Source organism: Paraburkholderia fynbosensis, from assembly GCF_902859935.1.
GTDB classification, from domain to species: Bacteria; Pseudomonadota; Gammaproteobacteria; order Burkholderiales; family Burkholderiaceae; genus Paraburkholderia; species Paraburkholderia fynbosensis.
The window spans coordinates 63,795-83,253 of sequence record NZ_CADIKI010000029.1 but is presented as its reverse complement, the minus strand read 5'-3'; the positions used below and the strand labels follow the sequence as shown (position 1 = coordinate 83,253).

General features: G+C 60.7%; 20 protein-coding genes and 3 pseudogenes. 5 read left to right on the top strand and 18 right to left on the bottom strand.

Features of this window, described 5'->3' with window-relative positions; translation table 11 throughout:
• Window positions 1-518: 518 nt before the first annotated feature.
• From HV770_RS34025 to phnG, 8 genes are all read right to left on the bottom strand, one after another.
• Window positions 519-1,019, bottom strand: a complete 501-nt coding sequence (locus tag HV770_RS34025) for a hypothetical protein (protein WP_246291456.1) — start codon at window positions 1,017-1,019, stop codon at window positions 519-521.
• 99 nt (window positions 1,020-1,118) lie between these two features.
• A complete protein-coding gene (locus HV770_RS34020; RefSeq protein ID WP_175165851.1) occupies window positions 1,119-2,252 on the bottom strand; it encodes an alpha-D-ribose 1-methylphosphonate 5-triphosphate diphosphatase in 1,134 nt (377 codons plus the stop codon).
• A complete protein-coding gene (gene phnL / locus HV770_RS34015) occupies window positions 2,246-3,037 on the bottom strand; it encodes a phosphonate C-P lyase system protein PhnL (protein ID WP_175165850.1) in 792 nt (263 codons plus the stop codon). The genes HV770_RS34020 and phnL overlap by 7 nt, the downstream gene beginning before the upstream one ends.
• Before the next feature lie 10 nt (window positions 3,038-3,047).
• Window positions 3,048-3,818, bottom strand: a complete 771-nt coding sequence (gene phnK, locus HV770_RS34010; RefSeq protein ID WP_175165860.1) for a phosphonate C-P lyase system protein PhnK — start codon at window positions 3,816-3,818, stop codon at window positions 3,048-3,050.
• Between the two features lie 14 nt (window positions 3,819-3,832).
• Window positions 3,833-4,708 (bottom strand): alpha-D-ribose 1-methylphosphonate 5-phosphate C-P-lyase PhnJ, encoded by an 876-nt coding sequence (locus HV770_RS34005; protein WP_175165849.1) that lies wholly within the window; start codon window positions 4,706-4,708, stop codon window positions 3,833-3,835.
• Window positions 4,705-5,802, bottom strand: coding sequence for a carbon-phosphorus lyase complex subunit (locus tag HV770_RS34000; protein ID WP_175165848.1), 1,098 nt, complete (start codon window positions 5,800-5,802; stop codon window positions 4,705-4,707). The genes HV770_RS34005 and HV770_RS34000 overlap by 4 nt, the downstream gene beginning before the upstream one ends.
• Window positions 5,802-6,458, bottom strand: coding sequence for a phosphonate C-P lyase system protein PhnH (gene phnH / locus HV770_RS33995; protein ID WP_175165847.1), 657 nt, complete (start codon window positions 6,456-6,458; stop codon window positions 5,802-5,804). The genes HV770_RS34000 and phnH overlap by 1 nt, the downstream gene beginning before the upstream one ends.
• Window positions 6,458-6,949 carry a phosphonate C-P lyase system protein PhnG gene (phnG, locus tag HV770_RS33990; RefSeq protein ID WP_175165846.1) on the bottom strand — a complete coding sequence of 164 codons (492 nt, stop codon included), beginning with the start codon at window positions 6,947-6,949 and terminating at the stop codon, window positions 6,458-6,460. The genes phnH and phnG overlap by 1 nt, the downstream gene beginning before the upstream one ends.
• 184 nt (window positions 6,950-7,133) lie before the next feature.
• Between phnG and phnF the strand changes: the two genes are divergently transcribed.
• The 3 genes from phnF to phnN are packed head-to-tail and all read left to right on the top strand — an operon-like array spanning window position 7,134 to window position 9,168.
• Window positions 7,134-7,892 carry a phosphonate metabolism transcriptional regulator PhnF gene (gene phnF / locus HV770_RS33985; RefSeq protein WP_175165859.1) on the top strand — a complete coding sequence of 253 codons (759 nt, stop codon included), beginning with the start codon at window positions 7,134-7,136 and terminating at the stop codon, window positions 7,890-7,892.
• Window positions 7,889-8,608, top strand: coding sequence for a DUF1045 domain-containing protein (locus HV770_RS33980; protein WP_175165845.1), 720 nt, complete (start codon window positions 7,889-7,891; stop codon window positions 8,606-8,608). Before phnF ends, HV770_RS33980 begins: the two co-directional genes overlap by 4 nt.
• Window positions 8,605-9,168: a phosphonate metabolism protein/1,5-bisphosphokinase (PRPP-forming) PhnN gene (phnN, locus tag HV770_RS33975; RefSeq protein WP_175165844.1), complete on the top strand. Its 564-nt coding sequence runs from the start codon at window positions 8,605-8,607 to the stop codon at window positions 9,166-9,168. Before HV770_RS33980 ends, phnN begins: the two co-directional genes overlap by 4 nt.
• Before the next feature lie 54 nt (window positions 9,169-9,222).
• Here phnN and phnE read toward each other — a convergent pair whose 3' ends face one another.
• The 4 genes and pseudogenes from phnE to HV770_RS33955 form a co-directional block, all read right to left on the bottom strand.
• Window positions 9,223-9,957: a phosphonate ABC transporter, permease protein PhnE gene (gene phnE, locus HV770_RS33970; RefSeq protein ID WP_175165858.1), complete on the bottom strand. Its 735-nt coding sequence runs from the start codon at window positions 9,955-9,957 to the stop codon at window positions 9,223-9,225.
• Window positions 9,958-10,052: 95 nt separating this feature from the next.
• Window positions 10,053-11,024, bottom strand: a complete 972-nt coding sequence (gene phnD / locus HV770_RS33965; protein WP_175165843.1) for a phosphonate ABC transporter substrate-binding protein — start codon at window positions 11,022-11,024, stop codon at window positions 10,053-10,055.
• A gap of 41 nt (window positions 11,025-11,065) precedes the next feature.
• Window positions 11,066-11,977, bottom strand: coding sequence for a phosphonate ABC transporter ATP-binding protein (phnC, locus tag HV770_RS33960; protein ID WP_175165842.1), 912 nt, complete (start codon window positions 11,975-11,977; stop codon window positions 11,066-11,068).
• 384 nt (window positions 11,978-12,361) lie between these two features.
• Window positions 12,362-12,887 (bottom strand): annotated as a pseudogene (locus HV770_RS33955) (DUF4142 domain-containing protein); the annotation flags it as partial.
• Window positions 12,888-13,418: 531 nt separating this feature from the next.
• Between HV770_RS33955 and HV770_RS33950 the strand changes: the two are divergent.
• Entirely contained in the window at window positions 13,419-14,009 is a 591-nt protein-coding gene (locus HV770_RS33950; protein ID WP_175165857.1) for a hemerythrin domain-containing protein, read from the top strand.
• 51 nt (window positions 14,010-14,060) lie between these two features.
• Here HV770_RS33950 and HV770_RS33945 read toward each other — a convergent pair whose 3' ends face one another.
• The 4 genes from HV770_RS33945 to HV770_RS33930 form a co-directional block, all read right to left on the bottom strand.
• Window positions 14,061-14,249 (bottom strand): hypothetical protein, encoded by a 189-nt coding sequence (locus tag HV770_RS33945; protein WP_175165841.1) that lies wholly within the window; start codon window positions 14,247-14,249, stop codon window positions 14,061-14,063.
• A 1,460-nt stretch (window positions 14,250-15,709) separates the two neighbouring features.
• A complete protein-coding gene (locus HV770_RS33940; protein WP_175165840.1) occupies window positions 15,710-15,994 on the bottom strand; it encodes a DUF6723 family protein in 285 nt (94 codons plus the stop codon).
• 145 nt (window positions 15,995-16,139) lie between these two features.
• Window positions 16,140-16,379 carry a hypothetical protein gene (locus tag HV770_RS33935; RefSeq protein WP_175165839.1) on the bottom strand — a complete coding sequence of 80 codons (240 nt, stop codon included), beginning with the start codon at window positions 16,377-16,379 and terminating at the stop codon, window positions 16,140-16,142.
• 554 nt (window positions 16,380-16,933) lie between these two features.
• Entirely contained in the window at window positions 16,934-17,461 is a 528-nt protein-coding gene (locus HV770_RS33930; RefSeq protein ID WP_175165838.1) for a YciE/YciF ferroxidase family protein, read from the bottom strand.
• 56 nt (window positions 17,462-17,517) lie between these two features.
• Between HV770_RS33930 and HV770_RS33925 the strand changes: the two are divergent.
• Window positions 17,518-17,988, top strand: a pseudogene (locus HV770_RS33925) (manganese catalase family protein); the annotation flags it as partial.
• A gap of 492 nt (window positions 17,989-18,480) precedes the next feature.
• On the opposite strand, the gene HV770_RS33920 reads toward HV770_RS33925, so the two are convergent.
• Window positions 18,481-19,107, bottom strand: a complete 627-nt coding sequence (locus HV770_RS33920) for a hypothetical protein (protein ID WP_175165837.1) — start codon at window positions 19,105-19,107, stop codon at window positions 18,481-18,483.
• An 81-nt stretch (window positions 19,108-19,188) separates the two neighbouring features.
• Window positions 19,189-19,409: pseudogene (locus tag HV770_RS33915) on the bottom strand (glutathione-dependent formaldehyde dehydrogenase); the annotation flags it as partial.
• Between the last annotated feature and the right edge of the window lie 50 nt (window positions 19,410-19,459).

The following is a 19,459-nucleotide window of genomic DNA, read 5'->3' as shown; positions in this document are numbered from 1 at the left end:
GATCGTTGCCTCGTTCAAGTTTGCCGCTTCGCCGATCACCACAACTCGAAAACGTGCCGCGGACTTCAGCGCTTCGAGCCAAAACAAGACTTTTTCAACACAATCAGAAGGTGAGCGGACGTTCCAAGCGGACTGTGGAGCACACATATAAGCGGGTCTTAATCGAGCCCGCTGCCGGATTCGAAGCGAGTCCAAGGAGATTCAAGATTAGCGTTTTCTGCAGGCAATCGCTTCGTGCTTGACTCACGCGCATGAGCGGCCTGCACGCTCGATGCCAGGCAACCCGCACGACGGCCACACACTCGTCGAGGCACTGGAACAGGTTGCAATCCTGAGCGACGTCACACCCGAAGTCGCCGTCGTGGACCGCGGCATGTCAATCAGGAGATCGTCGACGCTGGTGAGGCCAACGAGACCTTCGGCGTGTTCGCGGTCAATCCGAGCGTACGCAAGGCACTCCGACCATGCAATGACACCGGCCAGATCCCGCAACTGCGTCGAGCGATCGAGGACGTCCGCTACATTGGCGTGTCGACACGATCGCTACGCACGACCTTCACGAACGACGAACTCGAACGCGCGAAGCTGGTGCGCTTCTTCGACGCTTGATTGAGACACCTACGTGTCCAGCATGTCCCTACGTCTCCGAGAATCCATCGCAACGACGAGAGCTTGCCGTTGATCATTCCCCACTCGAAGTCGTCCCACGGGCCGAGGTTCTCGATGCCGACCTCGTCTTCGGTCCTCTTCGCGGCAGCGAGTGCGCCCTCCCATACGGTATCGAGCGTCTGGTCCGCCCGATACGGGTTCCGGCTGTAGTCCTTCTCCGCGACGACATGATGTTTGCCAGTCTCAAGCTCGTGGCGAAGGTTCCAGTGGCGGTTGTACCAGACCCGCCGGAACAACACGTGTTCGCCTTCGAGGATCTGCGGTAGCCGCCGCGCTTCCTGCGAGTAGTTGAACTTGAAGTCGTGTTCGCCAAGCAGATCAGGGTAGTAGTCCTTCAGGAATTCAACCATCGATATCCAGTAGGATGACTTCGGCGCATCGAATACGTGCACGGGTGCGTGCCTAAGATGCAAGTCAAGAACCGCCCTCCGTAAACTGCTTCTGCTTGATTACGCGACGCGGTTTCCTTCCAGAAAGGTGGCACGCGGAATGGGCAGCCGATCCGGCATTGCGACTCGTACAAAGTCGGCTCTCAACCCAACCGCGATGGCGCCACGATCCGTCAAGCGCGCCGCATTGGCCGGCGTTGATGACACCGTGCGCATTGCTTGCGGCAGCGACCAGCCGGCTTTGTCGACCAGCTCGAACGCGGCCGTCAGCAAGCTCGACGGTACGTAGTCCGACGACAGAATGTCGAGCAGCCCCGACTTCGCCATCTCCAACGCGGAGACATTGCCCGAGTGCGATCCGCCGCGCACGATGTTGGGTGCGCCCATGATCGTCGAGATGCCGCGTTCGCGCGCAGCTTGCGCCGCAACGAGCGTGGTCGGGAATTCAGCCAGCGCAATGCCGTTTTCCGCTGCTTCGAGAACATGTTCGACCGATGTATCGTCGTGACTTGCGAGCGGCAGGCCACGCGCTTTGCAGCGCGCGACAATCTCCGCTCGATGAAGCCGCGCGTAACGCTGCTGATCGTTGGTCAGTTCGTTCAGCATGGTGTCCGCCTGCTGATCGGTCCATTTGCCATGACGTTCCTGGTACTTGCGCCATTGCACCGGGTCATGCCATTGACGTTGGCCCGGCGTATGGTCCATCACCGAAACGAGCCGCAGCAGACGGTGTGAAACCAGGCCATCGAAAACTTCCAGGACGTCGGCGGCCGCGATCTCACAGCGTAGATGCAGGAAGTGATCGACGCGCAGCACGCCCTGCGCCGCGAGGCGTTCAATGGCGCGCGCGTTGCTGGTCTGGAGGTCCTTGCCGCGTACGCCCACGCCGCTGCGCGAGCCAATGCCCAACGCATCGAACACAGTCGTAATGCCCGCGCTTGCCACTTGCGCGTCATGCACCACGATTGCTGCCTCGGAATTCCACAGCACGCCTGGGCGCGGTGCGATATGTTTTTCGATGTTATCCGTGTGCAGTTCCACGAGACCTGGCAACAGGTAATCGCCGCCCCAGTCTGCTGCATCGCTGGCTGAAGTCGTACCCGGCGCGACTTCAGCAATGCGTCCATTGGCGACGCGTACAACGCCTGTAAACTCTTCGTCGCGAGTGACGATCCGTGCGTTCTTGATCAGCATGTTTGCAAGTTCTTAGTGGTCGTGGCCGCCTGCCCGGCAGCAGCGTTGAGTTGAATCAACCGAGTGGCGACGCGTTCACGCGTGTCGTCGTCGTGGAAAATACCGATGATCGCCGTGCCACGCTCGCGCGCTTCGACGATGAGATCGGCGACCACTTGCCGGTTCTCGGCATCGAGCGATGCGGTCGGTTCGTCGAGCAGCAAAAGAGGCTGTCCCGCGATCAGCCCACGGGCGATGTTGATACGTTGTTGCTCACCACCCGAGAACGTGGCCGGTGCGAGCGCCCACAATCGACGCGCCACGTTCAGGCGCTCCAGCAAGGCACCGGCGCGTTCGCGCGCTTCATCTTCATCCATGCCACGCGACACGAGCGGTTCACTGACGAGATCGATCGATGAAACTCGCGGAATGGCGCGCAGAAACTGGCTGACGTAACCCACGGTCGTGCGGCGCAGGCGGATCACGTCGTGCGGCTGCGCGTCCGATAGAGATAGAAACCCGGAAGCGCTGCTCTCATCGCGAATCGTAACCACGCCGCGTGTCAGCAAATAATTGCCATACATGCAGCGTAGCAAAGTGCTTTTGCCGACCCCCGAGGGTCCCGACAACACCACGCATTCCCCGCGCTCCACATCGAGCGATACACCGCCGAGCGCCGCGATGCTCACCCCGCCCTGTTGATGCAACGTGAAGGTTTTTTCAACGTCGCGTGCGCGCAGCATCAGCTTTTTTCGGTCGGCAAAAACAGCGGCTTCGGCAAGTTCATTGAAGCTATTGGCATTCATCTCAAGGCTCTCAAACGGGCAGCACGGACGCAACCAGCGTCTGCGTATAAGGATGTTGCGGGTCGTCCAGCACCTGATCGGTCAGTCCGCTTTCGACCACGCGGCCATCCTTCATCACCATCAGGCGATGTGCGAGCAAACGCGCCACGCCAATGTCGTGCGTGATGATCAGCGCGGCGAGGTGCAATCTTCCCGTCAATGTGCGCAACAGATCCAGCAAGCGCGCCTGCACAGATACATCGAGCCCGGCCGTTGGTTCATCCATGAAAATGAGGCGTGGGTTCGTTACGAGATTGCGCGCGATTTGCAGCCGCTGCTGCATGCCGCCTGAGAACGCGGATGGCAACTCATCGATCCGCGCAGCGTCCAGTTCAACTTGGCTCATCCAGTCGGATGCGATATTGCGAAGCTTGCCGTAATGACGCGCGCCGTTGGCCATCAAAGGTTCGCCGATATTCGCGCCCGCAGACACTCCAAGCCGCAAGCCATCGCGGGCATTCTGATGCACGAAGCCCCAGTCGGTACGAGCAAGCACGCGCCTCCGCGGCATCGGCAGCGTGATCAGGTCCAGCACTTCATGTTCAGCCGTACGATACGTCAGCGCACCGTCGTCGGAGGGCGTGCGCAGCGCGAGCGCGTTCAGTAACGTCGATTTCCCCGAACCGGATTCCCCGACAATGCACAACACCTCTCCCGGATAGATATCGATGTCTACATCGGTGCATCCGCCGCGTCCGTTATAACGTTTGGTGAGTCCTCGCGCGCTGAGCAACGGCAGCACTGGCGCCGGAAAATTCATATGTCCTCCCGATCATTCGCGCCGCGGTGTTCCTGGCAGTAGTCACTGTCCGAACAGACGAAAACGCGTTTGCCTTCGTCATCCATAATCATCTCGTCCAGGAAACTTTCACGCGACCCGCACAACGCGCACTCGTGTTCCCAGTGCTGGATGCGAAACGGATGATCCTCGAAATCAAGGCTTCTGACTTTTGTGTAAGGCGGAATGGCGTAGATGCGCCGCTCGCGGCCAGCGCCGAAAAGCTGCAACGCGGGGTTCATATGCATCTTGGGGTTATCGAACTTCGGGATGGGCGAAGGCGACGACAGATAGCGGTCGTTCACCAGCACGGGGTAATCGTAGGTCGTCGCGATGCTGCCGTGCTGCACGATGTCCTCGTAGTACTTCACGTTGATTAGGCCGTAGTCGGCCAGCGAATGAAGCTTGCGGCACTCGGTCACGCGCGGTTCAAGCCGGTATAGCGGCTCAGGCATGGGTACCTGATACACGATGATCTGCGCATCCGTCAACGGCGTTTCCGGAATCCGGTGACGCGTCTGAATGATCGATGCGTCCACCGTTCGGGTGGTCGTTGCAATGCCGGCCGTGCGCGCGAAAAAACGCCGGATGTTGACCGCGTTGGTCGTTTCATCGGACCCCTGGTCGATCACCTTCAGCGTATCGCTGCGCCCGATGATCGCCGACGTCACCTGCAATCCGCCCGTTCCCCAACCATAAGGCAACGGCATTTCGCGCGATGCGAACGGCACCTGATGACCCGGAATTGCAACGGCCTTCAGCAATGCACGACGGATCATACGCTTCGTTTGTTCGTCGAGGTAAGCGAAGTTGTAGCCTCGCGCAATGGCGCTTTCCTGCGTACGCGCGTTCATGCTGCGTTCTCCAGCTGTTCTTTCTCCCGGCCCTCGCGAAGCCGCCGCAGCAACTCCAGCTCCGACTGGAAGTCCACGTAGTGCGGTAATTTCAGGTGCTGCACGAAGCCCGATGCTTCCACGTTATCGCTGTGGGAAAGAACGAACTCGGCGTCCTGCGTCGGCGACGCAACGGTTTCGCCCAGATCCGGCGCGCGCAGTGAGCGGTCGACGAGCGCCATCGCCATCGCCTTGCGCTCCGAGTGTCCGAACGCGAGTCCATAACCTTGCGTGAAAGTCGGCGGCACGTCGCCGCTGCCGGCGAACTGATTGATCATCTGGCATTCGGTGACTTCCATGTCGCCGATCTCGATCGGGAATCCCAACTCTTCTATGTCCATTTCGACCGCGACTTCGCCGTTGCGAATCTCGCCCGCGAACGGATGCGTGTGCGAATAGCCGCGCTGCGTTGCGTAGCCCATCGCAAGCAGGAAACCTTCGTCCGCGCGTGCGAGGTTCTGCAAACGAACCGTGCGATCGGCGGGAAAGGTCAGCGGTTCGCGCGTGATATCGCCGGGTTCCGGCGTATCCGCATGTGCCCTTTCCTGTTCGATCAGGCCTTCCTTGTCGAGCATGGCAAGCACGCGCGGCATGGGATCCTGCTTCGCTAGGTGAGCGATGTTCTTCGAGCTATCGGACGCTGCGCCTTCCGCAAGCAGTTTGAAATCCAGAAGACGCTGTGTGTAATCGTAGGTTCCACCCAGCATCTGGCCACCGGGGATGTCCTTGAATGCCGCCGAGATCCGCCGCTCTACGCACATCTTTTCTGTATCGATTGCGAGCGTATAGCCGAATCGCGGCAGGGTCGTCCGGTAAGCGCGCAGCAAAAAGATCGCTTCGACCAGATCGCCCGCCGCCTGCTTGATGGCGAGGGAGGCGAGTTCTTCGTCGTAGACCGATCCCTCAGTCATCACACGCGCGACCGCAAGCCTGAGCTGCTCGCGGATCTGGCTCACGCTGAGCTCGGGCAATCCCTGATCGCCACGGCGTTTTTCCGCAAGCAGGTCCCATGAACGTTCGATCGCCCGTTCACCACCTTTGACTGCGACGTACATCAGATCACCTCCACACGTGTTGTGCGAGGCAGGCCGACCACCGACCCGCCATGCACGAAGTAGCAATCGACGCCGCATGGGAAATCGCTCGCGAGCTGGGCGCGCTTGCCCCAGAACGAGGCCGGCACGCCTTCCACGCAAACGGTCTCCGACTCACGGATCCCAGGACCGCGCCAGGTCGTCGGCGCACCGCTTGTCAGCGAGTTCACGCGGATGAACAACATCGCGGCTGTCTCCGGCGTCTCTGGCTCACCGAGCGAAAATTCTCCGATCGATGGCATGGAAAAGGCATCGTCGAGGTACGCGAATACCGCTTCCGAACAATTACGCGTCACGGGCGCACCGGTATGGAATCGCAGCGCGTCGCTCAATGAACGATGTTCATGCTGCAGCAGCACCGGCGTCGAATAGTCGGCGAGCGAGAGCAGTGCGGCGTAAGCCGCGAGCGGCACATGTATTTCCTGCTGCCGGTTTGTCAGGTTCGGCACGGCTGCGTCAATGGAGACAATCTTGCCTGGCCGGGACAACGCGTCCAGAAGCGAGCGAAATACGCCCTGCGAGTCGTGGATGGTATCGGCGAAACCGGGCATGAGCGTCGACAGGTCGATGCCCGCGCTCGCGTCCCGTGCGCCTGTCGATGGATTATTGCTTTGCATCAGTCACCTCTCACCATCGTGAAGAATTCGACTTTCGTAGCCGCCGCGCGCGCCTGCTTTCGCCGACGGGTTTCGGCAATGCGCGCAGCCAGCGGTGCAATCACGTGCTGCTGCATGCGCGCTTCGAACGCCGGCATTTGCAGCAGCGCGTCTGCCAACGCGGCAAGCGTTGCCCGCTCCTTGTCGCGTCCCATATGAACCGCCATGCCGACCGTTGCGCGCCCGTCATCGGAGCGCACGCGCAGCGTTGCGCGCGTGACGGTCGCTTCGCCGAGATTGAATGCGTCGCCCGTGCCGCCGACGCGCCCACGCACCATCGCGAGGCCAATGTCCGGCGCACGCAGCCAGTCGAATTGCGGCGGACTGTCTGCTCCAAGCGCCCCGTCCATTGCTTCCTTCATGCAGGCGTGCGGCGTACGCGCCAGGATCGCGAGCCATTCGCGCCGGGTGGCTGGCCGTGTCGATTCGGACGGCCGCGTAGAAATGCTCATCGTCAACCTCGTGTCTTTGATGGTGCCGTAAAACTCATGTCTTGCTTGAACTGTCGTCTAATCGTCTAGACGTCTACCGATGTGGATGCAACGTAGTTTCGTGTGTGCCGCTTTCACATTTCCATCATCGGCGGGGTACTACAATGTCAGTGACGATATTCAAACCGACAGGAATGACACCACCATGACATCCAACGAAACGGCGACACCGACGCTTGCAGTAGAGCGCGGCGCCGGCGTAGCCGTGTGGCGCCAGATCGAGCAGATCCTTTCGGCGGAGATCACGGCGAAGAGCTTTGGCGAAGAAGGCCGGCTGCCGAGCGAAGCAGAACTCGCACGGCGCTTCGACGTCAACCGCCACACCGTGCGCCGCGCGATGCTGCGCCTTGCAGCGACGGGACTGGTCAGCGTAGAGCAAGGACGGGGCACGTTCGTGCAGCCTGGCGCGATCGATTATCAGATTGGACGGCGCACGCGGTTCACAGAAAACCTGCGCCGCCACAATCAGTCATCGGCGGGCGTGGTGTTGTCGAGCGCGAAGATCAAGGCCGATCCGGTCGCCGCCAAGGCGCTCGGAATTCGTGCGGGCACGCTTGTCTACGAGGTCGAGACGCGCCATGACTCCGAGGACGTACCGCTGACCTATGCTCGGAGCTGGTATCCCGCCATGCGTTTCGCCGATTTCCCGGCGGTGCTGGCGGGCAAGCCAGGTGTAAGCGAGGCGCTAGCCGAATTCGGCGTGACCGATTACACGCGCAAGTGGAGCCGTATAGGCTGCGTTTTGCCGAGCTCCGAGGTCGCGCGACGTTTACAGATCAATCGCCAGCAGCCTGTCATGTGGGTCGAAAGCGTCGACGTGGATGAAGCCGGCGTGCCGATCAAATACGGCATCACTCATTTCGCGGCGGACCGCGTGCAACTGCTGGTCGAGGACGGCGTATGAGCGCGTGGACGAACGACGCGCGCATCGCGCTTTACTACGCACCGCCCTCCGCGTCCGCATGGTGGCAGGCGGGCAGCGAATGGCTTGGCCGGGATGCTGAATCCGGCCAGTCCATGGAGCCGCCTCGTGTTCCCGCGCTCGCGCAGCCCGTTGCGTCGTTGACCGTGGCACCGCGCCGATACGGATGGCACGGCACGCTTGTACCACCGTTCCACATCGCCGAGGGTGGCACGCGGGACGAAGTCGTCGCCGCTGCGAAAGCATGGGCGAAGAAAATTTCGTCATTCAATGTCCCGATGCAGGCAGCGGAAATGGACCGTTTCGTCGCACTTCGAGCCGCGCAACCCGAGCACGACGAAGTCATCCGCGACATCGCAGCAAGCGCCTTGCACGCCCTTGCCTCGCTACGCGCCCGCCCATCGCATGAAGACACGCAGCGGCGGCTGGCGTCGGGTCTGAACGCCCGGCAACTAGCGTTGCTGCACGAATGGGGCTATCCCTATGTGCTCGACGAATTCCGTTTCCATATGACGCTTTCCGACTCCATCGATTCGGCGCCGTTGCGCGCTGCAATCAGGACGCTCTGGCGAGCACGTAGCGAAACACTCGGTCCGCTGCCTTTTCATGGCGCAGCGCTTTTCGTTCAGGAGAACCGGGGCGCGCCCTTCTCTCTCTCGCAGCGCCTTTCTTTCGGCGATGCAGGAGAAAGCGCATGAGCGCCGATTGGGGCAGATTGATCTACGTGATGGGACCGTCGGGCGCAGGCAAGGATTCGCTGCTCGGCTTCGTGCGCGAGCGCATCGGGTCGCAGGTGATGTTTGCGCATCGATACATCACGCGGCCTGTTTCGGAGGGCGAGAATCACGTTGCACTCACGCACGATGAATTCGCCGCGCGCCTCGCAAGCGGCGTGTTCTCGATGCACTGGCAGAGCCACGGACTGCACTATGGGATCGGCGTGGAGATCGACGCGTGGCTCGCGCGTGGCTTGATGGTAATCGTGAACGGCTCGCGTGAACACGCGCCTGCTGCGCTTGAACGTTATCCGCACACGCAGTTCGTCCACATCCACGCAAACCCAGCTGTACTTGCCGCGCGTCTGGAACGGCGGGGCCGCGAAGATTCGCAGCAGATGGAGGCGCGTCTTGCGCGGCGTCCGGCGCTCGTGTTGCCGCACGAGGCGCAGATCACAACTATTGATAACTCGGGCCTGCTGGCCGATGCCGGAGAACAACTCCTGGCTGCGATCAATCAGCCGCTGAAACTGGCTCTCTAAAAATATCGGCCGGTTCCAGGTTGGCACCGGCCGATACTTTCCTAACCAGGAACCTCAGATTACGCGCTCCCGCAGCCACGCCGAGCCAAGATCGATCAGACTCACGATCACGATGACCATGAGCAATACGGCTGCGGTCTGTGCATAGTTGAACGAGCGAATTGCCTCGTACAGCACCACACCAATACCTCCGGCGCCCACCATGCCAACGACCATCGCCGAGCGCACGTTCGATTCGAACCGGTACAACGCGAACGATATCCATAACGGCAAAACCTGCGGCAGCACGCCGTAAAGCACCTCGTCCAGACTGCTTGCTCCGGTGGCGCGCACGCCCTCGGCGGGACGCGCGTCGATTGCTTCAACGGCTTCCGCAAAGAGCTTGGCAAGCACACCCGTGGTATGCACCCAAAGCGCGAGCACGCCCGCGAATGGGCCGAGCCCGACCGCCACGATAAACAGCATCGCGAAGACCATCTCGTTGATCGCGCGGCAGGCGTCCATCAAGCGTCGCACGGGCTGGACGACCCACACCGGCGCAATGTTATAAGCCGATAGCAACCCGCACGGCACCGCGAAAACCAGCGACAACGCCGTGCCCCACACCGCTACCGCAAGCGTCACGATCATCTCGTGAACGTAGGTACGCCAGTCGTGAAAATCCGGCGGGAAAAAGTCCTTGCCGAACTGCACCATGTTGCCGGGATCGGCGAACAGGTCGAGCGGACGCATGTCGGCGCTGTGCCACGACAGCCCGAGGACGGCCAGGATCGCGGTCCAGCCGAGCATCGACAACCAGCTGCGTTTCGGTACATGTGGCCCGGGCTTGATGGCTTGCGGGCGCGCCCCGGCGCCGTCGAACGAATAAGCGTCGACGGTGTGCTTCACTTTGCCGCCACCTTATCCAGTTGCGCCAGTTTCTGGTCGAGCGCGGCGATCTGCGCTTTCCTGTCTTCGTCGGACAGATGGGCGTCATTCTGAATCTGCTCCTTCTTCTGGAACAGGGCCATTTGACGGATAGGAATCAGCTGCGCGTCGGTGGAATCGGTGAAGCCCGACAAGCCCGTGATGCCTTCCATGATCGCTTTCTCGCGCGGGTCGGTCTGCGCGTAATGATCGAAGAAATTGCGCAGCTTGTCCTTCGTGGCTTGCGGCAAGTCACGGCGCCATACCATCGGATCCGACGCAATCAGCGGCGACTTCCACAATATGCGCACGCGCTGCAGCAACTCGGGATGCTGTTGCCGCAATGTTTCCACCATGTCGGTGTTGTTGGTCGCAACATCGACGCGATTGTTCACGACGGCCAGCATGTTCGCTTCATGGCTCGACGGCAGCACGCTCTTGAAGTCGTTGCGCACCGAGATACCGTTTTTGGCGAACAGGTAATACGACGGTACGAGCGTGCCGGAGGTCGAGTTCGGATCGCCGAAACCGAGGTTGATGTCGTGGGTATTTTTCAGTACCTGATCAACGGTTTTCCACTTGCTGTTCACGTTCGTGATCAGCAGCGAGTAGTACCCCGCCTCACCGCTTTTGTACTTCACTTTCGCAAACACTTCGCCGTTACCACGATCCACTGCTTCAATGGCCGATGCATTACCGAAGTAGCCGATCTGAACCTTATTGAAACGCATGCCTTCGATAATGCCGGCATAGTCCGTCGCGAAGAACGGCTTCACCTCGAGGCCGGTCTGCTTGTTGAGGTCGTCGATCAGCGGTTGCCAGCGCTGTTTGAGCGCGGCGGAATTATCGGTCGAGATAATGCCGAAGTTGATCGTTTCGGCAAGCGCTGCCTGCGATACGAGACACGCAGCGCACACCGCGGCGGCCAGAAGGAAACGGGCTGATTTCATCGAGTGGGTCCAGGTTTAGAAGAAAACAAAACGTTGTCTGATCACGAGCTTGCGACCGACGCGAATGCCGCTGCTCGAGTCGATGCGGCTTCGACGTGCGCTGCCGCACGTTCGACCTGGCGAACCCGGGTGTGCTGGGCCGGGCCTGTGTCGGCATCGGTATCGCTGTCGATAGTGGTATCGGTCAGTAATTCTTCGGCCGCCGCACCATAGAGCTCGCGCAACAACGCCGGTGTCAGGCTCGCGGAAGGGCCGTCGTACACTACGCAACCGTTACGCAGCGCGACCGTTCTAGCACAGTACTTCATCGCAATGTCGATCTGATGGAGCGACACGACCACCGTCAGGCCGTGATCTTCATTCAGCGACTGGAGCAGTCCCATCACGCGCCGTGAAGATTCGGGATCAAGCGATGCGATCGGTTCATCGGCGAGGACAATGCGTGCCCGCTGGACCAGCGCCCGAGCAAGCGCAGCGCGCTGCTGCTGGCCGCCCGATAGCGTGCTGGCGCGCTCATTGATATGGTCGGCAATACCCATGGCCGAGAGCGAGGCCGCCGCAAGTTCCTGTTCGGCGCGTGGAAACCGGCCGATCAAGCGCCGCCACAATGGCACACGCGACAACGCGCCGATCAACACATTTGTACGGACCGTGAGACGCCCAACTAGATTGAATTGCTGGAATACAAATGCGACGTCGCGACGAATGCTGCGGACTTCGCGTGCCACCTTGCCATTCTGCTGAATGGGCCTCCCAAGCAGCGTCACATGCGAAGGCGCCGGGTCCGACGCGGTGAATCCAGCAATGTGCCGCAGTAGCGTGGACTTGCCCGAACCGGATGCGCCGATCAGTGCGACCATTTCGCCCTCGCCTACATTGAGGTCGACGGAGTCGAGCGCCTTTCGACCATTGTTGAACGTCTTGCATAGACGTTCGATGTGGATTGCATCCATGATGTCCTCACTATGACGCGCGAGAACTGCAGCGTCGTATGGATTCTAAGAATGCAACATGACGGCGCAGTGACGCTAGCAAGTCGTCTAGATGAATACACAAGGGAACGCGTCGGAGACGGGCGGCGGTTCAGTTGATTCCAACGTCATTCAAAGAATTCGCAGCGATTGGGGCGGAACGGGTCGTAGTGGCCGTCGGTGAACATCATCCGCGCAGCGATGGCGCGCTGATCCGGGTTGACGGCTAGCGTCTTACGCGACCGCCACGGCAACCTGACAACGCCGCGTCGCCTTGTAATGTGCGGCCTCGAAGGCGTTCCACAGCACGAGCGCATCGCTCACAATCGACACGGCCGCCCTCCTGTCACCGCTACTCCGCGACACCCTTTTTGAGGCAAGATCCTGCGCCCGCTTGTAATGCTCCTGAATAGTAGGCAGCCCCTTCTGCGCCGCCTTCTTCAGATCGGCGTTCGCCCGTCGGCGATCTCATTTTCGAAAGCTGCAATCGTCTTCTTATGCCCTTCTAGCCCGACCTTCTTGATGCATGCCTGATCGAACTTCTTGCCTTTGAGCGGCTTCAGCGCATCCAGCACTTCGGGATCCGAATGTCCTTGAGCACTTCGACGCCGTGCGGCGCTGCCATTTTCAGCTGCGCCGTCAGCTTGGTGTGGTCCAACATCATGTGGTGGGCGAATGATTTCACGTCCTTGTCGCTGGAGTTGTTGGTCGCGAGCTTGGCCGCGTCGATCTCGGTCGACGAAGACATGCTGGCGGCCTGGACGAAGTCTTTGTCCACCTGCGGCAGTGGATTGGCGGCCGTGGTGGATGCGGCCTGCGTTTGGGCGCTCCCTGCGATCGGAACCAGGGCAAAGCAGGTGCACACGAGCGCAATTACGGGGATCTTTCGCATTTCCCCACTGGCCATTTAATTGGGTAGGCAGTGCCGCGCGACATCCACGGATTCGCGTTGCATCTCCCGCAGCGACGCTCATGCCGAGCAGGCCAGTGCCGGATCTTTTCCAGTTCGTCGCATCGATTGCTGCGACGATTGCACCCGTGGCACAGTGCCATCGCACCCTTTCGGAATAACGGCTCCGGTTACATGCAGGGATCACAAGCAAATCTCTGATGCGAAAGTCAGTGCGCCGCATCGAGCTGGCGTCACCAACCTAGCGATCGGAATAGCGGTTCGTCGTCTGGCCAGGCCCGCGCTTTGCTCAACTTTGGCTGCCTGCCAAGTCGCGAAGGAGCATACGATGGGTTGCTCGACTGGGTCTTTAATTCCAAATCGCGGCCGCGAGAAACCCGCGGCAGCGACGCGCTCCTGGAGAAATCCGACATCTGGCTACAGCACGAGCGGCCGCCTGGAAATTCATTCGGCGAGGCCGTGACGCCCGCAACTTCCGGCCTCGTGACTGCGCGGGCCAATCGGAGAATGGTAATGCCTGACAACACTTCCTCGATCTCCCCGACGATCACTTCGATGATCCGGCTGGACCACATGCATGCGCTCGCGGCGTTTCATCGCTATAACGTCGATAGTCCGTGGTGGCGTAAGCGCGCGATCGTCAATTCGACTTGCATAGCCCTTGAAATCCACGCGCGACTGGAGGAGGAGATCTTCTACCCCGCGTTGGGTTCAGTACTGACCGACGACGCTACGCTCAATAAAAGCCGGCCAGAGCACGATGAAATGCGGGCGACGATCGACAAGCTGCGCACGATCGGGCCCGAGAATGCCGCTTATGACGGGCTCTTCCAGCAACTGATGCGGGAGGTCATGCATCACGTGGCAGACGAAGAAACGGTGCTGCTGCCAGCCGCCGAGCGTGCTCTCAAAAGCGATCTCCGCTCTTTGGGCGCGCGCATGACGCGCCGCCGCCTTCAATTGCTAGGCGAACGGCCGGGCGAAATTGCCGTGAACACAGCGGGCACGTTTCCAGTCGCCACTTTTCTGGTCGGCTCGATACTGTTGTTCGGTATCACGCATTGCCTGCCGCAGTCACGCAGACGCCGGCAGGCTGTTTATTGAGCGAGCCCGGACACATATATGTCCTTACCCGTAACAGGTTCGCCTTCTCGATTACTTCTGTTGCTCGGGCCGCGTTGCCTCAGATTCACCGAGCTGCTCCTCGTCCTCGGGCGAGGAGCCCGGAGCGAGCGGACCATAATCCGGTGGACTACCCGGCAGCGGACGAGGCTGCGTATCGGGCTCGTCTAATGGCTCGTTCGCCGGATCGGCAACGGGATCGACGGTGGGATCGGTCTGCATGGTCGCACCTCGCTAGTAGCGGTTGAAACGTCACTTCGAGGTGTGCAATGACCATTCCCGAACAGCCACGCCCGCGGGTCGATGCCTCGCGCTGAACCGTCCGGGCAGGCGGTATCGATGCCACAAGGCGCCCCGTCTACATCGATCTACCGCGTATGCCCGCACCACATCCAGTCCACGGGCCACGTTGCGGCTGGCGTCTTGCCGAGAGATGTACGCCTTACTGGCTCGGCCCGACTGGACGGTCGCTCACCGCAGTTGCCGGCGCAGCCACTTCAGGTCCGCTCGCCGCGACACTGCTTGTTGACGATGCCCGCTCCTCCAGGCGACCGGTTTGCGCGTGCATGTCGCGATCTGCGATCGGACCACCGTGGGGCGTAGGCGAGCAGGCGCGATGCGGAGCACGTCGAGCGGCGCTAATCGAAAAGCCACACGCGTTCCATTGCAAGCTGGAACGTCGATCGCGCGGAATCGAGGCATGTGGGAACGCCACTGCCGACGCTGGGAAATTTCAGGAGAGGGTCAGTTTTTTAAATGCCCTTTACGCCTCGACGCTTCGACGTTTGTTCGCATCGGCTATAAAATCCGCTGCACGACTGCGAACTGCAGCGTGAAAAAACTGCAACGCTACGTGTAAGAATCATGCCGCCCTGCTTCCAGGGCCACCCAGTCTTGGGGCTTGCGCGGGCTATTGCGCGATCCGCTTCCTGCGATGATCGGTAGTGAAAACGTAATATGAGATGTTCCCCGGACCCTCTTCGAATGGGTCATGAGACTCTAATGGCAGTCGCGGCACTCGTCCAGACGACAGTTGGCATCACGAAGAAAAACCGCGCGACGCCCAAGCCGCAATGAGTGGCTCTGTGCGAAGAAACGACGGTGGCGACCTACACGTCGTTCATCGCTGCCGCGCACCGAATGGATGACGGCGAAACCCTATCCTGCCGAGTGCCAGACCGAACCTTGAGCTTCGGGACCGGTGCGTGCGTCGGCGGCTCCAGCGCACCGGATTTGCGTGACTCGCCGGCGCCCGGCGCTTTCAGCGCTTTCTGTACATCAATGAATATGCAACTTAGACCACCGTTCGAACTGGACCTTGTCGCCTTGTATCCTTCTCAGGTGACGGCATTGACGAGCGTTGCGCCGCAACGCTCGTCAATGAAAGCATTTGGCGGTCAGGGGCTGAGGCCTTACCTTGGCCGCGTGCATCCGGTCGGTCGACATCGCCCACATCCTCCATTGAGTTCGACAATCCATTATTAATGGGTTTATCGGGCCATCGATTTGCGTCAACGGTCTTGCCGGGGCGATTCCGGGCGGCCCACTCAGATCGGAAACATTGCTGAGGATCATTGAGAGCCCCGTTCGTTCACGGATAGCACAGTCGGTGCGCAAGCGCAGTTCCACCCGAACTGATGGACCATCACGGTCACTGTCTCGCCGGCGCATTCGCTCCCGCGTCAATGTTCCGGGTTGGCGAGATCCGCCGCGACTATTTCTTCGCCTTTAGACTTCGCCGCATCCCGTGCTTCGGACGGAACCTGAAACGGACCTATCGGCGGCGCTCCGTCAAAAGGAAAGAGTAGCCGGCCGTCCAGTGTCCTAACCACCTTCAGTTCGCCCATAAATTCGCCGCTACCGGTTCGCCTATAGGTTGCGTAAATCCGGTAGTCACTCGCATTTACACACGGCGCGACAGTGGCTCGAATCGACGACTTCGCGAAGACCAGTTTTGGCCGTGCCATCTGCTCACTCCTTTTGGCCCATGTCGCGCGAGTCCAATTTACGATGATGCTCCAGCCGCGATATGACGGCGGCCGGTGCGCTCCACGCAACCTTCGCGGTGGCAGGTCTCTGAGGCGTTGCGGCACGCCACAGGAACGGCGTTGGTCAGTCCGGATCTCCACTCTCAACATGCTCATCAATCCAGGCAATGGCCCCCTCCCTTGCAAACCATATCGCCTCGTTTTCGTCGATGAAATCTCGGTGAAACTCCATGTCATGCACATCTTCGCCACTGGTCGTGCTAACCGCTCTACGCGGAAGTTCAATTCGTGCGTGACCGACAATTGCGTTGTTCTCAATTCCAGCCGTCAAATGAACGATACAGCGTCGATGCTCGAACTCCATGATGAGGTCCCCTTCGCATTTGTGCTCGCCAGCAATCCGCAGTCGTCATTCCGCTTTCGTGACGTCAGCTACGTCTAGCGCCGTGTGACCGACGTACGTCCGGGCGAACATATTGGAGGCGAGCGCGGCATTTGGCCCATCGATGCCGGCGCGGGGCTTCCGTTCCGCCGTTGTTTCACTCATGCCCAGTGACCTATCGACGTGGCCCCGCCGCATTGCGCACTTCCGGGCCGCACGTTGTGCTGAGCCGGGTTCTTTCCGGGCACTCCCTCGCTCGTGCTGCACCGCAAAAGTCTAAGCTCGTAAAGCGGGTCGAACATGATAACTGTCAGACCGCGCCTGCGAGTCCTTCGTCACCGGTGGCATGCGCCGTCTCCGAGGCGCCGCCGCGCGACGTGAGAGCGACGCCCGTGGAAAGGAAAACGCCGCGATCTAGCCTCGGGCAGGCGCCTCCCGACGTGCGCCGTCGGCCTTCGTTGGCAGTTACTCCATCGGGGGAAAGCGTCACAGCGGTGCCGCCATGCCGCCATCGCCCCGGCGACGATTCAGCCGCACTATGTCCGCCCGGCCTTCTCCTTTGTACCCTTCTCCTGCATCGCTTTTTCATTCCCGGCCCTTTCGGCGAATTCCGTCAGCTTCAGGTCAGTTGCTTTTTCTTCCTCAAGCGTTTCTTTAAGTAACTTCACTCCTTCTGCGAAGCCAAGTTGCTTGCCGAGCGCGCACAGACTGCCGTAGGCAGCAATCTCGTAGTGCTCGACCTTCTGCGCCGCGGCGACCAGACCGGCGTCAAGCACGGGGCCCTTTTCGATTTCGTCGATCAGTTCCTGACCTTCTTCGATTAACCCTTCCATCGCCACACATTTCATTCTCTTCAAACGGATATCGGACGTTTCGACCACCCTGTCGATCCGCTCTACCTGTCCCTGCGTTTCTTCGAGGTGGGTTTTGAATGCATCGCTCAGTTGCGGATCGGAAGCGGCGCGCGACAGCTTGGCCAGAGCTTTGGTCAATTGCTTCTCCGCGCTGTAAATGTCGGACAGCAGGTGTACAAACAAGTCTTCGACGGTTTTGCGCTGTGCCATTTGAAACTCCTGTGAAAGTGATCGAGAGCACCATGAGCCGCAACGGCTATGCCTGCGACACCATCAGCGAACCGACAACGGACCTGCGCTCGAAAATCGCCGCCGAAGCGCGCGCCAAGATAGTGTATGTGCGACTGCTCAACATCACGGGCGATCCAGGCATCAACGAAGCGCTCCGCTTTCTGATGACCCGCGAGATCGCGCGCCAGAAGTCGTTTGAAAATGCGCTACACACGATCCACCCAAACTTCTCCCCAAGTAAGTTGCCAGGCATCCTCGATTTGCAAATACTTACTACAACGTGTCGTCCGGCGAAGACTCTCCCGGCGCCCGTGGAATGAAGGATCCGAATGGGAGCACGTCGAGTCCCCGCAACCCGTGGTGGATGGCGGAGATAGACTGGCCTCGTGTCGCGGCTGCTGACGTCGAAGTGCTGCAGCGCAACGGCTTCGCGTACCGCATCGGACCGCAATACAGACGCGGTCACAGGTGCGGATCCTGGCTCCGGTGAGCGGCCGATTGTCTGAGGCGCGGCCCCCGTTCGACCGTCAACGCGCGCGCTAACGCGTCGACACTGCTCGCCGCAGCGGCATGCGGCGGCGAGCGGCTCTTTCGCCCGCGCGCTGGCGTGCGATAGCCAGCGTTCGTGCATGCAGAAAAGTCTTGCGCAACTACGTGCGCAGAAAGAAACCGGGAGATTATCCAATTGGCCGAGTCCCAGAAAACCGGGAAACCTGGTAACCGCGGCGAGGTAACGGCGCCTCCGGATGAAACGCTACGCGAAGCCGAGGCGAAGACCTACACCCCCGAACACGACCACGACGGTCCCGATCTTGAACCGGGCGGAGCCAACGGACATCCCACCGGAAAAAAGCGATCTCTCGGCGTGAGTGGGACCGCGGGCCACGTTCAGGCCGCTATAGCAAAGCGGCCAATGCGCGGCGCACAGTGCAGAGCGGCCCCGCCGCGAGACCATGCGGTTCACTCGCGTGCGCCCATGACCGGGCCGAAAACGCCGCTCAGAGGTGCACGCTCACGCTGCCCGCACGCCGGCGTTCCTTCTTCGCGTCGGCGGTCGCGTCACGGGTGAACGGCGCGAGTGCTTCAGGCGTGCGCATGTCACGGGGAATCTCGAAGTCCGAACGCGCCGCGCCGCGCATTTCGTCCGGCGATCGCGTGAAGCCGGTGCGATTGCTGTAATCCAGAGTCGGTGACGCGCGATTGCCAGCGACCGTCGTAGCGTTCATTGCGGCCGCCGCGTAAGCGTCGAAGGCCGTCATGCACGCTACGCTGAGCGCGGCTCGCGTGGCGCGTTGCCGGTCGCTCGCGCTCGGCCTGTTTGCCGCTATCGCGAGTGTCCCGAGGTCCAGCGCATCGCCGCCCACGCGTGCCCACAGAAACGGCTTCGGATTACGCGAGGCAAGAATACCGACGCCGCACGCCAGTTCCCGTAGTCCATACACTCGCATGGCGCCCGCGCTGCTTTTCACGCCCGCGACGCGAACCATGGCGCGCGGCGCGACGAGTTCTGCGAGACCGAGCGCAATGCTGAGCCATCCAAGGCCGCGCGCGACGGCCTCCGGCCTCGGCGTTGATCCCTTGGGACCACGACCGTCTTGCTGATCCGATTCGAAACGAGAATCCATGACAGCACCTCACATGACGAGCAGTCCGGCGTCCCACTTCCTGCATTGATGGACTTCCGGGCTGCGGTGAATACATTCGGCTCAGGGCTTGAGCACCACCTTGATACAACCGTCTTCCTTGTCGCGGAACGTCTTGTACATACCGGGACCCTCCGACAGCGGCACGTATGCGTGACGACGAAAGACGGATCGACCTGTCCCTCCTCGATTCGCCGCAGCAGGTCGTCGGTCCAGCGGTTGTCGTGTGTTTGTCCCATGCGCCAGGCTACCCCCTTGTTCATCGAAGCGCCGAAGGGGATCTTTGTTTGGACGGTTCGCGGCTCGCGGTGGCTGCTGACAGAAGCGACCGCGG

What these genes read in the sequence shown, in the direction of transcription:
- HV770_RS33935 (WP_175165839.1), bottom strand. Translation starts at nt 16,379, where the DNA reads ATGGAGTTCGAGCATCGACGCTGTATCGTTCATTTGACGGCTGGAATT.
- HV770_RS33950 (WP_175165857.1), top strand. Translation starts at nt 13,419, where the DNA reads ATGCCTGACAACACTTCCTCGATCTCCCCGACGATCACTTCGATGATC.
- phnN (WP_175165844.1), top strand. Translation starts at nt 8,605, where the DNA reads ATGAGCGCCGATTGGGGCAGATTGATCTACGTGATGGGACCGTCGGGC.
- HV770_RS34000 (WP_175165848.1), bottom strand. Translation starts at nt 5,802, where the DNA reads ATGTACGTCGCAGTCAAAGGTGGTGAACGGGCGATCGAACGTTCATGG.
- phnL (WP_175165850.1), bottom strand. Translation starts at nt 3,037, where the DNA reads ATGAATGCCAATAGCTTCAATGAACTTGCCGAAGCCGCTGTTTTTGCC.
- phnG (WP_175165846.1), bottom strand. Translation starts at nt 6,949, where the DNA reads ATGAGCATTTCTACGCGGCCGTCCGAATCGACACGGCCAGCCACCCGG.
- HV770_RS33920 (WP_175165837.1), bottom strand. Translation starts at nt 19,107, where the DNA reads ATGGATTCTCGTTTCGAATCGGATCAGCAAGACGGTCGTGGTCCCAAG.
- phnC (WP_175165842.1), bottom strand. Translation starts at nt 11,977, where the DNA reads ATGGATGCAATCCACATCGAACGTCTATGCAAGACGTTCAACAATGGT.
- HV770_RS33940 (WP_175165840.1), bottom strand. Translation starts at nt 15,994, where the DNA reads ATGGCACGGCCAAAACTGGTCTTCGCGAAGTCGTCGATTCGAGCCACT.
- HV770_RS33945 (WP_175165841.1), bottom strand. Translation starts at nt 14,249, where the DNA reads ATGCAGACCGATCCCACCGTCGATCCCGTTGCCGATCCGGCGAACGAG.
- HV770_RS34020 (WP_175165851.1), bottom strand. Translation starts at nt 2,252, where the DNA reads ATGCTGATCAAGAACGCACGGATCGTCACTCGCGACGAAGAGTTTACA.
- phnE (WP_175165858.1), bottom strand. Translation starts at nt 9,957, where the DNA reads ATGCTCGGCTGGACCGCGATCCTGGCCGTCCTCGGGCTGTCGTGGCAC.
- HV770_RS34005 (WP_175165849.1), bottom strand. Translation starts at nt 4,708, where the DNA reads ATGAACGCGCGTACGCAGGAAAGCGCCATTGCGCGAGGCTACAACTTC.
- phnF (WP_175165859.1), top strand. Translation starts at nt 7,134, where the DNA reads ATGACATCCAACGAAACGGCGACACCGACGCTTGCAGTAGAGCGCGGC.
- HV770_RS33980 (WP_175165845.1), top strand. Translation starts at nt 7,889, where the DNA reads ATGAGCGCGTGGACGAACGACGCGCGCATCGCGCTTTACTACGCACCG.
- HV770_RS33930 (WP_175165838.1), bottom strand. Translation starts at nt 17,461, where the DNA reads ATGGCACAGCGCAAAACCGTCGAAGACTTGTTTGTACACCTGCTGTCC.
- HV770_RS34025 (WP_246291456.1), bottom strand. Translation starts at nt 1,019, where the DNA reads ATGGTTGAATTCCTGAAGGACTACTACCCTGATCTGCTTGGCGAACAC.
- phnD (WP_175165843.1), bottom strand. Translation starts at nt 11,024, where the DNA reads ATGAAATCAGCCCGTTTCCTTCTGGCCGCCGCGGTGTGCGCTGCGTGT.
- phnH (WP_175165847.1), bottom strand. Translation starts at nt 6,458, where the DNA reads ATGCAAAGCAATAATCCATCGACAGGCGCACGGGACGCGAGCGCGGGC.